Source organism: Streptococcus mitis, from assembly GCF_005144795.1.
GTDB lineage: Bacteria > Bacillota > Bacilli > Lactobacillales > Streptococcaceae > Streptococcus > Streptococcus mitis_BB.
Genome location: NZ_SWFJ01000001.1, coordinates 15674 through 30302 on the forward strand (window position 1 = coordinate 15674; position 14629 = coordinate 30302).

General features: G+C 34.4%; 13 protein-coding genes. All 13 read right to left on the reverse strand.

Going from position 1 to position 14629, the window contains the following annotated elements; translation table 11 throughout:
* Window positions 1–60 precede the first annotated feature (60 nt).
* Window positions 61–2043, reverse strand: coding sequence for a peptide ABC transporter substrate-binding protein (locus FBF73_RS00015; protein WP_136936595.1), 1983 nt, complete (start codon window positions 2041–2043; stop codon window positions 61–63).
* Window positions 2044–2280: 237 nt separating this feature from the next.
* Entirely contained in the window at window positions 2281–3336 is a 1056-nt protein-coding gene (locus tag FBF73_RS00020; RefSeq protein WP_136936596.1) for a sugar transferase, read from the reverse strand.
* A gap of 24 nt (window positions 3337–3360) precedes the next feature.
* A complete protein-coding gene (gene glf, locus FBF73_RS00025) occupies window positions 3361–4458 on the reverse strand; it encodes a UDP-galactopyranose mutase (RefSeq protein ID WP_136936597.1) in 1098 nt (365 codons plus the stop codon).
* 1 nt (window position 4459) lies between these two features.
* Window positions 4460–5884 (reverse strand): flippase, encoded by a 1425-nt coding sequence (locus FBF73_RS00030; protein WP_136936598.1) that lies wholly within the window; start codon window positions 5882–5884, stop codon window positions 4460–4462.
* Between the two features lie 151 nt (window positions 5885–6035).
* A complete protein-coding gene (locus FBF73_RS00035; RefSeq protein WP_136936599.1) occupies window positions 6036–7181 on the reverse strand; it encodes a polymerase in 1146 nt (381 codons plus the stop codon).
* A 23-nt stretch (window positions 7182–7204) separates the two neighbouring features.
* Window positions 7205–8170, reverse strand: coding sequence for a glycosyltransferase family 2 protein (locus FBF73_RS00040; protein ID WP_136936600.1), 966 nt, complete (start codon window positions 8168–8170; stop codon window positions 7205–7207).
* Window positions 8170–9264: a non-hydrolyzing UDP-N-acetylglucosamine 2-epimerase gene (gene wecB / locus FBF73_RS00045; RefSeq protein WP_124787551.1), complete on the reverse strand. Its 1095-nt coding sequence runs from the start codon at window positions 9262–9264 to the stop codon at window positions 8170–8172. The genes FBF73_RS00040 and wecB overlap by 1 nt, the downstream gene beginning before the upstream one ends.
* Window positions 9261–10346, reverse strand: a complete 1086-nt coding sequence (locus tag FBF73_RS00050; protein ID WP_136936601.1) for a glycosyltransferase family 4 protein — start codon at window positions 10344–10346, stop codon at window positions 9261–9263. Before FBF73_RS00050 ends, wecB begins: the two co-directional genes overlap by 4 nt.
* Entirely contained in the window at window positions 10321–11043 is a 723-nt protein-coding gene (locus FBF73_RS00055) for a WecB/TagA/CpsF family glycosyltransferase (protein WP_124787599.1), read from the reverse strand. Before FBF73_RS00055 ends, FBF73_RS00050 begins: the two co-directional genes overlap by 26 nt.
* A gap of 19 nt (window positions 11044–11062) precedes the next feature.
* Window positions 11063–11848 carry a LicD family protein gene (locus FBF73_RS00060; RefSeq protein ID WP_136936760.1) on the reverse strand — a complete coding sequence of 262 codons (786 nt, stop codon included), beginning with the start codon at window positions 11846–11848 and terminating at the stop codon, window positions 11063–11065.
* A gap of 4 nt (window positions 11849–11852) precedes the next feature.
* Complete coding sequence (locus tag FBF73_RS00065) at window positions 11853–13220, reverse strand: sugar transferase (RefSeq protein WP_136936602.1); 1368 nt, start codon at window positions 13218–13220, stop codon at window positions 11853–11855.
* A 22-nt stretch (window positions 13221–13242) separates the two neighbouring features.
* Window positions 13243–13926 carry a tyrosine-protein kinase gene (locus tag FBF73_RS00070; protein WP_020901549.1) on the reverse strand — a complete coding sequence of 228 codons (684 nt, stop codon included), beginning with the start codon at window positions 13924–13926 and terminating at the stop codon, window positions 13243–13245.
* Window positions 13927–13935: 9 nt separating this feature from the next.
* Window positions 13936–14628, reverse strand: a complete 693-nt coding sequence (cpsC, locus tag FBF73_RS00075; RefSeq protein ID WP_124787554.1) for a capsular polysaccharide biosynthesis protein CpsC — start codon at window positions 14626–14628, stop codon at window positions 13936–13938.
* Between the last annotated feature and the right edge of the window lies 1 nt (window position 14629).

Consider the following 14629-nt stretch of genomic DNA (forward strand, 5'->3'; position numbering starts at 1 on the left):
TTTAGCATTCCTATCGAATGCCAAATCCTCTATCACTCTGTTTCTATAGATGTTTAAAATCTACTTCACATGTTTTGCGAGTTCTTCTTGAGCTTTTTTGTTAGACTCTTCTTTTTCTTTCATCCATTTTTCTTGAGCTTTTTGATACTCATCAACTGTCACAGCTTTATCCTGAATTTCTAGATATTTGTACAAGAGAGCTTCACTTGTTCCTTTGTTTCCAGAATAAGCAAATGGAAGTGTGAATGGTACCATCTTAGACAACATTGGACGACCTGTCTGTGATGTTGTTGGAATAATCAAGGCACTATCTGTCAACCAAGCTTGGGCAGCAGCATATTTTTCATAACGTTTTGAAACGTTGCTAACTTCTTCACCAGCTTCTACAACCATCTTTTCATAATCTTCCAAACCAACTTTCTTAGCAGCAGCATTGTTAGTTCCAGAATCAAATCCTAGATAAGTCTTAGTATTTTCTCCAACAGATGGCTTGATGATATCAAGGTAAGTAGATGGGTCTGCAAAGTCTGGAGACCAACCAACGTTATCTGAGATATCCCAATCTTCGCCAGCAGCTGTTTCAGCAAAGTAAGTAATGTTGAAGACATCGTCTTTTTGAAGTTGTTGAATATCCACAACAACATTTTCTGTTCCCAAAGTTGCTTCAACTGATTGTTTGAAAGATTGAACACGTTGAACTTTTGTTGTGTTAGTTTGATCAACAGGCATGTCCAAATGAATTGGGAACTGTACTCCTTCTGCCTGAAGAGCAGTCTTAGCCTTAGCAAATTCTGCTTTAGCTTTTTCAGGATTGTACAGACCGTCTTGAGCATCTGCTAAGTTAACATTACTCCACTCATCTCCGTAAGTTACCAATTTTTCTTTGACTAACTCACCAAAGTTTTTTCCATCTGCTTGTACAAATGTAGGAGGTACAAACAAGTTACGAAGAAGTTTAGTTGCCCCACTCGCACCATTGACCTGTGAAGCATAGGCTGTTCTGTCAAAACCAAATGCAAGTGCTTGACGGAAGTCTTTGTTAAGAAGTGCTTTCTTAGTTGATGTCTTCTGTTCATCTGTAGTCTTAGATGTAAATTTATATGACTGACGATCAATGTTAGTACCTACCAGGTAAGTAGTTGAATCCTGTTGGGTATAAACAATATTATCTTTAAATGATTTCTCAGTCTCTGGATAGCTAGCACTCGTTGGGAAGAGACGGGCCATGGTGAAGCTTCCATCCTTGAAGGCTTCAGTCGGTTTGTTGGTATCTTGTCCATCCCAGAATGATAATTTGACCTTATCAATATGGACATTATCCTTATCCCAGTAGTTTGGATTTTTCGCAAATTCAACAGAAGATTTAGCTACAATAGATTTGAGCAAGAATGGACCATTGTAGAGAATGCTACTTGGATCTGTTCCTTTGGCAAAATCATCTCCCTTAGAATTTAAGAACTCTTCATTAACTGGAGCCATTACTCCCATTGTTGTCTTAGAATTCCAGAAACTTTCTGGTTTATTCAAAGTGTACTGAATTGTTTGATCATCAAGAGCCTTAATACCGACTTGTGAGAAATCTTTGATTTCACCTTTCACATAAGCATCCAATCCTTTGATTGAATCTTGCACAAGGTAAAGTCCATCTGATTTTTTATCTGCTGCATATTTTAGACCCGTAACAAAGTCTTGCGCTTTAACTGCTGCGTATTCTTCACCTTCAGATGTATACCATTTTGCGTCCTTACGAATAGTATAGGTATAAGTTAAACCATCTTTTGATACTGACCAGTCTTCGGCCATTGATGGTACAAAATTACCGTAACGATCATTTTCTAACAAACCATCCACTACGTTGCTAGTGATATTTGCTGTCGCCGCCTTATTAGTTGTCAAATAGTTTAAGTTATCAGGATCCGTTTCATAAATGTATGAGAATGTCTTCTCACCTTTAGCACCTGAACCTGAGCCAGAGCAAGCAGCTAAAACACCAGTTGCCAATAAAGTAACACCCGTAAGGGCAAGAAATTTTGAACTTTTCATTATTTTTCTCCTTTGAAAACTTTCTATCCATTATAGCCTCTTTTCACAAACATGTCAACAGAATTTTCAGAATCTTTGAATTAATTTGATATATTCTGAAAAATAGTCTTAAAATGAATTACACGGATGATAGATTTCATAATATAGTTCTTTCATTCTCCACTTAAATCTCTCTTGATATAAGAAAAGAGGGAATCCAGTAATTCCCCCATCTATCTATTTAAGAAATTTTTAGATTCATTCATTTAAAGCTTGCAATGCGGAAAGAAGATATGAACCCTCACGAATTTTTTGACCTACAGACTTAGCATTTTTGACCAAATCTTGATACTTTTCTTGAGACAAATGTTCCAATACTTCTTCTAAATCAAGTAAACTCTCAACACTAATTCCACACTCTTTTTCTAAGACGAAATTAGCCAAAGCAGATTGCCTCCAAACAATAATAGGAAAACCAGAAGCCAAATAAAGGGATGCCTTGTGGGAATTATTGTATCTCAAATACTCACCAAAGACTCCGCTACAGGTTTTAGAACTATCACCATCCCAGACTAAACCAAAGCTTCCTTCTAATGCTGAAGGAAGTTCATCTGGAAGGAATGAACCAAAATAAGTTTCATTGGATAGTTTTCTAGCCTCATCAAAACCAACACCATAGAGGTTATATGCTGGTCTTGCAGGCAACTCATACAGGTAACCTGCTTTTTCTTGAGCTAAATTTCCAGCTACAATAATAGCCCCTTCCTTCGATAAATCTTCTTTATCCTGATAATTCGGGATCAGATAGTCAAAAATGCCTAAACTAACTATTTTTTTCTCAGAAATTCCCTTATCAACAAGCACTGATTTCATAACTGGATTATGAGCAATAAGACCATCAGCTTGTTTCAAAAGACTTGACTCTTGAAGATGAACACGAATCTTATGCTTCAAGGGTACTGTATCCAAATTAGCATAGCGCAAAACTTCTAAATCATGGATAATAAAGTGAACCTTCACTCCTTTACGTTGCATTCTTTTGACTAAATGAGTCGTAAAGAAACTATGATGAAGCATAGGAAATTGAATCAGTAGCTGATCCCCGTCCTTTAACTTAGAGATAGCTTTGGATAGTGCTTTAGCCTTGTGTCGTTGGGCTCTAATAGTCCCCATTTGATACCAATCATCTACCATTAATAACAAAGGACTATAGCCCTCACGAACTACTATTTCTTCAACATCATTTCGAGCTTTATTTCCCGCATTTCGAGCACCAGAATCCTTCAGAAATTCTTCTTTTAGATAATATTTCATCTATCAATTTTATCCTTCATTATCTTATTTAAACTCTTCCTCTACAACATTTAGGGCACGTTCAATGACCACATGCATGTCGTAGTATTTGTAATCAGCTAAACGTCCACAGAAAATTACCTTATCATTCTGCACTGCTTCTTCTTGATATTTAGCAAACATAGCATTGTTTCTCTCATCATTGATTGGATAATAAGGTTCATCACCACGTTTCCAATCAGCTGGGTATTCACGAGTAATAACCGTCTTCTCTTGTGTTCCGTATTCAAAGTGTTTATGCTCAATAATACGAGTATAAGGAATTTCACGTTCTGTGTAGTTTACAACAGCATTTCCTTGATAGTTTTCTTCATCTAGAACTTCATGCTCAAAACGAAGACTACGGTATTCTAACTCACCATGTTTATAGTCAAAGTATTGGTCAATCATCCCTGTAAAGACAACTTTTTCAGCAGAAGCTTCTAATTCCTGACGATTGGCAAAAAAGTCAACTCCAAGTTCTACTTCAACATCTTTCAGCATATTTTCGATGATAACGTTATACCCCCCAATTGGAATACCTTGGTAACGGTCATTGAAGTAGTTATTATCAAAAGTCAAACGAACTGGTAGACGTTTGATGATAAACGGTGGAAGGTCAGTCGCGGAACGTCCCCATTGCTTTTCAGTATATCCTTTAATCAACTTTTCATAAATATCTGGACCGATCAACTTGATAGCCTGTTCTTCCAAGTTTTTCGGTTCAACGTCTTTCATGTGAGCCGTTTGCTCAGCAATCTTATTTTTGACCTCTTGAGGAGTTTTTGTCCCCCACATAGCATAGAAAGTATTCATATTGAAAGGTAGATTATAAAGGCTACCCTTGTAATTAGCTACAGGCGAATTGATGTAGTTGTTAAACTCAGCAAATTGATTAACATAATCCCAAACTTTCTTATTAGAAGTATGGAAGATATGAGCACCATACTTATGAACATTAACACCTTCTACATTCTCACAATAGATATTCCCACCAATGTGGTCACGTTTATCAATAACTTTTACTTTTTTTCCACGCTTTGTTGCTTCATAAGCAAAAATTGCTCCAGACAAACCAGCACCAACGATTAGATAATCATACATATTACACCCCTTTATTTCTGAATAACTGTTGTTTTATATCTCGTAGATTTATAACTTTAAAAATCAAAATCAAACTGATATAAATTATTGCCCCCAAAATAGCAGAAAGTCCTACATTTAACATGGACGGTAAATTCAATAAGTTTTTTACAAAAAACAGAATTCCATACATCAATCCTGATGAAATCATAATTTTTATCATAGTTCCTATAATCGGAACATCTCTTAGATAAGAGCGAGTAAAGAATAACTGTATAGCCCAAACCAGAGACTCTGTTAAAACAGATACAATTGCTGCCCCTATATAGCCCAATTTGGGAAGAAAGAGAAGATTTAATCCGACACTAATAATAGCAGGAATTGTTGTTGAAAGCATGAACTCTCTATTTTTATTATGGGGAATCAAAATTTGAATCCCCATAATATTTGTCCAACCAATAAAGAACATTCTTAGAATCATAATAGCTATTGCATAGCGTGCATCTTGAAAATCTTTTCCCAGAAAAAAGTTAACAAAATCATCGTTTATAATTAACGTACCTGCCATAATGGGGAAAATAACCAAATTATAAATCAGAAATGACATCTCATGCATTTTATTAACTGCTTTATGATTTCCTGATGATAAAAGATTTGAAACTCGTGGTAACATGACACTTCCCAATGAAGTTACCAGGGTCAATAAAATATTGACAAGTTTCAATGCTTGATCATAGATTCCTACATCTTTTGTTGAAGCCAAAGCACCTAGCATTGTACGATCCAAAGTAACATAGAGCGATATGGCAATCTGAGGTAAAAACAATAAGATAACTGGCTTCAAATGCTGCTTAGCATATTCCCAATCAAAGTGCGGTTTCCCAATAAACTCTCTTGCCGGCAACCACATACTTAATTGTCCCAACAATTCAAAAATGGTAAGCAAAAATACATATAAATATAGGTCGCTAGCTGATTTTATAAATAGAAAAATAGCAATGACGCCAACTAGTTTCACTGTAATATTTCTGACTGTAATTTTTCGAAAATCCTCTAAACCTTGGAATAGCCAAGAAATATCTAAACCTTTAGAAAGTAAACTTAATCCTAAAATATAAGCTACCGGGTTTTGCATTAACGAAAAAGTGAGACAAAGCAAAATATAGAGAGTCAGTGATAAGATGGTTGCTCCAAGTTGTAAAGTATAAATTCCCCAGAAATTTTTACGAATTGTTTTTCGATTACCAGAAATTTCCTTTGTACCATAATTGGCTACCCCTAAGGTAGCCAACAGGATAAAGTAGGTAACAATAGAATTATAATAACCATAAGTTCCTAAATCATCAGAACTAAATACTCTGGTAACATATGGAGTCGTAATAATCGGTAAAATAATTACTAATAATTGATATGAAAGATTGTATGCATAATTTTTAAGAACCTTCATAGGGGGGCATATTCCTCACTTAACTACTATTATAAACGGCGAAAATTAATCTGTCCAAAAATGATTATGTGAAATATATTAAACCTTTTTGACACATAAATAACTTAACTAGCCTCTACTTAGAGCTAAGGATACATATAACACAAGAACTTTAAACATCTTGATAATTATACCTATACTTGCTCCAAGAAATACCCATCAATAATAATAATGGATTGTACATTAATTCAAAAAATTGTGGATCAAACATTGAGTGAAGTATCAATACAATAAAAACAAGCATCTCAACTGTATTAAAGTATCCTCTTTTATTTAGTTGGTAAAAACTATACCAAATAACAACTAGTAGAATCACTCCATAATGCAACAAAATATTTACAAAAGATGAATCAACGTATAAATAATTATCAAAAACAGACGTAGCCCTTTGTTGTAATTCCCAATCAATTCTTTGACCAAACATATGTACACCATATAATGATAATGTCTTATGTCCTAAACTAAGTCTTCCCGTCAAAGCTACGTTTAAAATTTGAAATAATTTACTGTTTGCGTTATAAAAATAAGTCAAAATGATAGGAATAAGAACCCCTGCAGTCAACGTAATTTTACCAATGGCATTCAGGATTTTTTGACTAACTACTTTATTTTTGAATATGTACACCAATACTAATGCTAGAATTGAAAGAAAGAAAGCTGATTTCGTATCAGTATTCACGTAAAAATAATAATTCAGTATTCCAAGCATTAGAATTTCTGATAATCTGATTTTACTTTTTCTTAAATATAGATATACTAAAGTCAGATGAAATAAATAATTAGCACCGAGACTAACATATTGATATCCTTGGCTAAAACGGAATCGTCCTCCTAATTGGACTCTCAGCGTATTTTCAATTATGCCTAACTTTAATAGACCATATATGGAAATCATTAAGAGAACAATCGAGACTGTCCAGAGAATCAATACTTTTCTAAAATTCACATTGCTTATAGAAATAACAAATAGGATTGTTGAGATTATTGTGAGAGCATCAAAAAGTTTATGTGTTGTAATCCCGATAATGATAGCCAAGCAGAAAGTTGAAAAGAAGAATATCAGAAACTTACTTGAGTGTCTCTCTAATAGTAGTTTAAACAGAAGTATGACAATAGACACTATCATAGCAACTATTCGAAAACGATAAATTTCAGGGTATTTATAGACTAAGTTTGTTTGAGCTATAAAATTAAAAAGCAACCAAATAAAGAAAGCTGAAAAATATAATAACTCTGATAATTTTATTTTTATTTTCATATATTTACCTAAGTTTGTTTAAATTATCCAATCTTATTTCGAATAGTGTTATACAATTTTGCAGATACTAGAAACAATATATATTTCAATTTATTTTTCCTTGTAACATTTGGATTCGGAACAACATCTTTGAAATATTGAATGTATTCTTTGCGTACCTTATTAACTTCGTGATACATCTTGGAACCTAGTAATGCATGGACAATGTGAAAACCATTAAAAACATACCGTACATTTAAGGCTCTACGCATTTCTTGGTTGGTTGAATAGTCTCGTTCTACATAACTCCTATTGCAATCCATTGCCTTGTAAAAGTCTAGAAGTTTTGTACTATATGCAGCATTCACGGTACTTCCTGGTCTCCGATAATATTTATATAGATGAATGAATCCTACCGCAATCTCTCTACCTGCTGCAATATGTTCATAGGCAATCGATAAATCTTCATATATCATTCCCTCTGGATAAGGATATTTTAATAAAATATCTTTCTTATAAAGTTTTCCCCCAGGAGACGTGCCTATACTATTCCCGTAAAACATTTGAACAAGAGCTTCATCTTTATCTAGTTTCTTACTATTTTCTAATGAAAAACTCTCGCCTATACTATTTATTTTATGATCTCTTACTTCAACAATTGAGGTCACAACCAAATCGACGTCATATTTGTCTCTTAAATCAACTAAATATTCAACCGCTCTTAAATCATAATAGTCGTCTGAGTCTAGAAACATAATCCAGTCAGAGGAAGCCTCTTTCACTCCTATATTTCTAGCCCTAGATTGTCCGCCATTTTCAATATGGAAAACTTTAATTCTGTCATCTTCTCGAGCATATTGGTCACAAATTTCTCCAGAACTATCCGTCGAACCATCGTCTACCAGAATAATCTCGATATTCTCATAGGTCTGCTTTCTTAAACTGCCTACACTATATTGAAGATAGTTCTCGACATTGTACACTGGTATAACAATAGAAACATTATCCATTATGATAATCCTTCCAAAATGATATCAACAATACGCTCACAAGCTTTTCCATCTCCATATGGATTACTTGCTTTACTCATCTTGCTGTACTCTGTTTCATCTTCTAGAAGCAGTTTGAAATTAGTATAAATATTTTCTTCTTCTGTTCCTACTAATTTCAAGGTTCCTGCAGCAATCCCCTCTGGACGTTCTGTTGTATCACGCATTACCAATACTGGTTTACCTAAAGAAGGTGCTTCTTCTTGTACACCACCCGAATCTGTTAAAATCATGTAGCTTTGATTCATAAAATTATGGAAATCAATGACTTCTAGAGGTTCAATGATTTGCATACGTTCATTATCACCAAACACTTTACTTGCTAACTCACGAACTTTAGGATTCTTGTGAATAGGATATACGACTTTAACATCTTCAAACTCATTCAGGATACGATTAACTGCATTAAACATATTTTCCATGGGTTGACCAAGATTTTCACGTCTATGGGCTGTCAGCATGATTAGTTTACTGTCCTTAGCCCACTCTAAAATAGGATGATCATAATGATCTTGAACAGTTGTCTTCAAGGCGTCGATGACAGTATTTCCAGTAACATAGATATTCTCTCTTCCCTCTTTTAGAAGATTCTCTTTAGCCACTTCTGTCGGAGCAAAATTGAAATCCGCAATAATTGAAGTAGTTTGACGATTGAATTCTTCAGGAAATGGGCTTTGAAGATTATAAGTTCTCAATCCTGCCTCTACATGTCCAACTTTAATCCCCATATAAAATGCAGCTAAAGCTGTCGCAAAAGTGGTTGTAGTATCCCCATGAACAAGAACAATATCTGGTTTTTCCTGCTCTAAAACTGCTTGAATTTTATCTAAAATACTTGTCGTGATTGTAAATAGTGTTTGATTTGCCTTCATAATTCCTAAATCATAATCAGGAACAACTTTAAAGACATCTAAAACTTGCTCTAACATTTCTTTATGTTGGCCAGTTACACACACAAGTGTTTTGATTGAATCATTTTTCTTCAGTTCATTCACTAAGGGACACATTTTTATTGCTTCTGGACGCGTCCCAAAAACTAACATTACTTTTTTCATTTTGAATCTCCCATTAGTTTTTGATACAATTTACGATAATTCTCTAAAAATAAAGGATAACTAAACTTCTCTTCATAATCTTTTTTAGCTTGATGAGCTAACCTAGTTCTAAGAGTTGAGTCAGTCGCCAGACTCTCAATAGCAGAAGCTAAGGCCCTAGCATCTTTAGCAGGAATCAAGATCCCATTTTCTTTTGTAACAACTTCATTAATGCCAGGGATATCTGTCGCAACCATGGTTTTTCCATTCATAAATGCCTCAATAACATTTAGAGCCAAACCCTCAAACAATGACGAAGACACTAGGAAATCAAAACTATTAATGCATTCCACTATATCCTGTCTATACCCTAAAAAAGATACTTTATCTTCCAGATTTAGTTCTTTAACCTTGTTTTCTAATTCGGCTCTAAGCTCTCCATCCCCAACGATAAATAAACGAAGTTTTTCATCTGAAATCAAAGAAATAGCATCAATCAAATAGGTCAAACCTTTTTGTTCAGATAATCTTGCAATACAGCCTAGCTTGATTCCATCAAACTTCATAATCTCGTCAACTTGTCTATCTGACTGTTTCAAGATCACTCCGTTATAGATAACAGTGCTATTTGCAACTCCCACATCATCTTTCAAATTTTGATTAACTGCTTGACCAACTGCAATACTATAGGCATTTTTCAGTGAAAATCTATATAAAGACAACTTATCTTTAAAGACATTATGAGCAGTGTAAACGTGGACTAGCTTAGGATTAATCAGTTTTAATACACGAATATAAAAAGCTGCCATTCGATGATGCGTATGAACCAGAGTAATATCATTTGTCTTAATAATTTGATAAATTTCAAGAAGCAATTTCAACACAGTAAGAGGATTTTTGCTGTCTATATCTTGAATTTTATGATGGATAATTCCTTGGGTCTCTAATTCTGGTTCCCAAAGGCCTCCTGTAGAAGCAACATGGACACTATCAAACTCATCTTTCAAATCAGAACTCAACTGGTACACGATTCTCTCAGCACCACCAATATCCATCGTTCGTGAAATATGTAAAATATTATTTTTTCGTTTTTCGTTTCTCATCTAAAACTCGCTTAATAAAGGTAACATTCCCTACAAAGTATCGTTTAAAGAGACGCTTTGGTTCATTAGCAACTCGGAACAACCACTCCAAGTTTGATTTCTGCATCCAAAGTGGGGCACGCTGAATATGACCAGACAATACATCAAAACTACCACCTACACCCATAAAAATAGAATTCACTCCATTATCCATAAATTTTTGGATGATGTATTCTTTTTTAGGTGAAGTAATTCCAACAAATACAAAGTCGGGATTCTTTTCACGAATATCTTCCTGAATATCTTGCTCATCTTCCTCAGAAAAATAACCATTACGATGTCCAACAACTCGTAGATTTGGATACTCTTCTTTAAAATTTTGTAACATATCTTGCAAAACTTCTTCTTTAGCACCAAAGAAATATACTGAATAAGATTTTTCATCAGCTAATTTTAATAATCTTTGCATTAAATCAATTCCAGCAACTCGCTCTGGAACTTGGTAGCCCAAAAATCGAGAAGCTAGAACTACTGATGCACCATCTGCATTGATGATTTCAGACTCGTTAACTATCTTCTTAATGGCTTCATCTGATTGACATTGGTTAATCTTATCAGCGTTTACGCCCATTAAATGAAGAGGACGTTGTTCAATGACAAATTTTTCAACCGCTTGTACTGTTTCATCCATTGTTAAAGGGTCAATCCTGACCCCCATTAAATCAAAACTATTCAAATTAATCTCCCCATGTAGACTCGAAATGACCCTTACGCTCGGCTTCTTTTGGTAACTTCATGTAATCACCGTATATTTTTGTTAAATATTCACCTGGGTTTGCATGGCAACTTATTTCTAAGTTCTCAAACTCTAGTAATTGTGGTTCACCGAATACTTCTTTTCTAGCAAGTTCACGTTCTCTGTATGAACCTAGTACATTCCCTACTATTGAACTAGTTTCAAAATCATATTGTTTAATTAGATTTTGTAATTTGTTATTAATAGTGGCTGTTTTTAGAAGTTTATTTAATTTCAAAACTTTTGATATACTCACAATTGCATTTTCAAAACTTCCCCGATCTCTGTCATGTAGACGATCGATTACCGAAATTTTAGAAAGTGCACGATAGAATTTAATTTTGTTTGTATGAATAAAATAATGAAAACGATCATCTGGATAACCATCCAAAGGGAAAATATCTATGAATGGACTACATAGTTCATCTCCAAATGGAATTTGTAAGGATGTATCCATAATAGAGGTATTACCTAAATTATCATCATGAAGTCTCAAAACAACATGTTCTGGAAGTTCCTTGTTGCAAATAGACAAAAATGTTTCATAATCTTTTCGAGGCATTCCTAAATCCATATCATCATCCCAAGGAATAAATCCTTTATGACGAATTGCTCCTAGCAATGTTCCTCCCAAAGCATAATATCTTAAGTTATATTTACTACAAATAGCAATAAAACTTTTCAATAAAGATAATTCTCCTAGTTGAATTTCCCTCACTTTATTCATAAATTCACTTCGCTCCATCTCTCATAAATACAACTTTAACTGTTTTTAGTAGAATTTCAATATCTTTCCAAATTGTCCAATCGTCTATATAAGCGACATCTAATTTAACAACTTCATCAAAATTCTTAATCTCACTTCTACCACTAACTTGCCAAAGTCCAGTGATACCCGGTTTAAAACTCAATCGACGTTTTTGTTCAGGTGTGTATGTCTCATATTCATCAACTGTTGGCGGTCTTGTTCCAACTAGACTCATATCTCCTTTCAAAACATTCCAAAACTGAGGAAGTTCATCCAAGCTAGTTTTACGGATAAAGCGACCAATTTTTGTAATGCGAGGATCATTGTCCATCTTAAACATACCACCCTGCATAGTATTTTTCTCCAACAATTCTCTCTTTTTATCCTCAGCATCAATACACATTGATCTAAATTTATAAAACGTAAAATGTCGGCCGTTTTTTCCTATACGAGTCTGGGCAAAAATAGCAGGTCCACCATCTTTTCGAATAGCTGGTACTAGAACTATACTGACTAAGCCACAAATCATTAAACCAAAAATAGAACCAATAATATCTATGACACGCTTAGCAATGACATGACTATTCTTATAAAATTTCGTCGAAAAAGTAATGACATTTAGACCAGCCATCCCACGGATTTTCTTATCACGCCCTAGATTATGGTCAAAAGCATTTAGATTAACCGTTACATCAATTCCCATCGTTTCAAAACGAGAAATAAATTCACCAATATCGTATTCTTCACTAGGAAGATTTATAAACACTTCATCCACAACTTCATGAGTTGCAAAATTTAAAATATCTTCGACCGGTACGACTGTAATAGTATCATGTTGGAAATTAGGTTTATCTAATACACTAACTGCCACCAGTTCTCCAAAGAAATCACCAGCATCAAGTAATTTATCCATCACTTTCTCAACTCTAGATGTTGCTGTAATCAAGAATAGTTTTTTACTCCATTTCAAATTAGGAAATATCCGTTTCGAATAATACTTGATACAAATATTGACTAGATACATTAGAATCGAGTGTAAGGTTAAGAAATACACCATACCTCGTCTAGAGATACTAAAGCGTTCTTCTAAAAAGAAATTAGAAAGACTAATCGCCAACGCAAAGAAAATGATATATTTTGCCAAGCGAACAAATTCAATCAAATTTCCTCGTCTAAAAAAATCTTGACCGTAATCGCTAAAATAAAATACTATGTAGTGGAGAATATATAGGACAATCATTGTTGTTGAAAGAATATCTGTCTCTTTAACAAAACTAAGAGAATACCCTAGTAACACTACTATAAAACTCTGAATTACTGCCAAAGATATTTTTATCCCTTTCTCTTCCATAACTACTTCCTTAGTCTATCCCTTATTTTTTACCGTAAGAACCATACTCACCGTAAGAACCATATTTCTCAGCTGAAGTATTGAATTTATTTAATACAACTCCTAAGAATGGTTTATTCGTTTGTTCCAATTGACCTTTAGCCTTCTGAACATCTTTTCTGTTAGCCTCTCCTGCAGCAGTAACTAAAACAGATGCATCACATTTCTGTGTGATAATAGCTGCGTCGATAACGATACCAATAGGCGCTGTGTCAACAATAATATAATCAAAATATTTGCGAAGTGTATCAATCATAGTACTAAAGTTCTCACTTTGCAATAAAGCAGTTGGGTTTGGTGAGATAGACCCAGCTTGAACCACAAATAGATTTTCAACATTGGTATCACATAGACCATGAGATAGATCTGTTGTTCCAGATAAAAATTCTGTCAACCCCGTAATTTTTTCACGCGATTTGAAGACACCTGACATGACAGAATTCCGAATATCAGCATCTACTAACAAGGTCTTATAACCTGCACGCGCGAATGCCCAAGCAATATTTGTAGAAGTCGTTGACTTTCCTTCACCTGGTTTTACAGAGGTGATAGAAATCACTTGTAAATTATTTCCACTCAATTGTATATTCGTACGCAAGGCATTATAGTATTCTTCCGCTTTTTTGGCCAGATCTAATTTTTTCTGTGCTATTTCTAATGTCGGCATATCTCTCTCCTATTTCAATTTATCCAAATTTGGAACAACTCCCAATAATGCGATTTGCATAACATCTTCAATATCCTCTGGACGTTTCACTCGTGTATCAACCAGTTCAACGATAAGAACAGCGATAACCGTAAAGACTGTTCCTCCAAGTAGACCTATAATTGTATTTCTACGAATATTTGGAGAAGATGGTGCTATAGCGGGACGAGCTTCTTCAAGTGTTGTGACATCAGAAACGCGTGTGATACTGATAATCTTTTCAGCAGCTACTTCTCTCAAGGAGTTAGCGATACGACTAGCTTCCTCAGGGACTCTATCATTAACTGAAATAGAAACGATACGGGTATCGACTGGTACAGTTACCTTGACTTTACTAGCCAAAGCTTTTGGTGACAGATCTAATTTCAAATCAGATGTAACTTTTTCTAAAACATCTTGAGACAAAATAATTTCACGATAGTCTTTAACCAAGTATGATCCAGCTTGCAAGTCTTGATTTGTCAAACCAGGCTTATCTCCCTGATTACGGTTGACTACATAAATCCGTGTAGTACTAGTGAACTCCGGTTTAACGATAAAAGCACTATAAGCAAAAGCTAAAGCTCCAGCTACAATTGCTACCAATGCAACTAGAATTTTTCTTTTCCAAAGAATTTTAAATAGGTGAAATACATCGATTTCCATAGTATTTTGTTCTTTCATA

What these genes read in the sequence shown, in the direction of transcription:
- FBF73_RS00015 (WP_136936595.1), bottom strand. Translation starts at nt 2,043, where the DNA reads ATGAAAAGTTCAAAATTTCTTGCCCTTACGGGTGTTACTTTATTGGCA.
- FBF73_RS00020 (WP_136936596.1), bottom strand. Translation starts at nt 3,336, where the DNA reads ATGAAATATTATCTAAAAGAAGAATTTCTGAAGGATTCTGGTGCTCGA.
- glf (WP_136936597.1), bottom strand. Translation starts at nt 4,458, where the DNA reads ATGTATGATTATCTAATCGTTGGTGCTGGTTTGTCTGGAGCAATTTTT.
- FBF73_RS00030 (WP_136936598.1), bottom strand. Translation starts at nt 5,884, where the DNA reads ATGAAGGTTCTTAAAAATTATGCATACAATCTTTCATATCAATTATTA.
- FBF73_RS00035 (WP_136936599.1), bottom strand. Translation starts at nt 7,181, where the DNA reads ATGAAAATAAAAATAAAATTATCAGAGTTATTATATTTTTCAGCTTTC.
- FBF73_RS00040 (WP_136936600.1), bottom strand. Translation starts at nt 8,170, where the DNA reads ATGGATAATGTTTCTATTGTTATACCAGTGTACAATGTCGAGAACTAT.
- wecB (WP_124787551.1), bottom strand. Translation starts at nt 9,264, where the DNA reads ATGAAAAAAGTAATGTTAGTTTTTGGGACGCGTCCAGAAGCAATAAAA.
- FBF73_RS00050 (WP_136936601.1), bottom strand. Translation starts at nt 10,346, where the DNA reads ATGAGAAACGAAAAACGAAAAAATAATATTTTACATATTTCACGAACG.
- FBF73_RS00055 (WP_124787599.1), bottom strand. Translation starts at nt 11,043, where the DNA reads ATGGGGGTCAGGATTGACCCTTTAACAATGGATGAAACAGTACAAGCG.
- FBF73_RS00060 (WP_136936760.1), bottom strand. Translation starts at nt 11,848, where the DNA reads ATGAATAAAGTGAGGGAAATTCAACTAGGAGAATTATCTTTATTGAAA.
- FBF73_RS00065 (WP_136936602.1), bottom strand. Translation starts at nt 13,220, where the DNA reads ATGGAAGAGAAAGGGATAAAAATATCTTTGGCAGTAATTCAGAGTTTT.
- FBF73_RS00070 (WP_020901549.1), bottom strand. Translation starts at nt 13,926, where the DNA reads ATGCCGACATTAGAAATAGCACAGAAAAAATTAGATCTGGCCAAAAAA.
- cpsC (WP_124787554.1), bottom strand. Translation starts at nt 14,628, where the DNA reads ATGAAAGAACAAAATACTATGGAAATCGATGTATTTCACCTATTTAAA.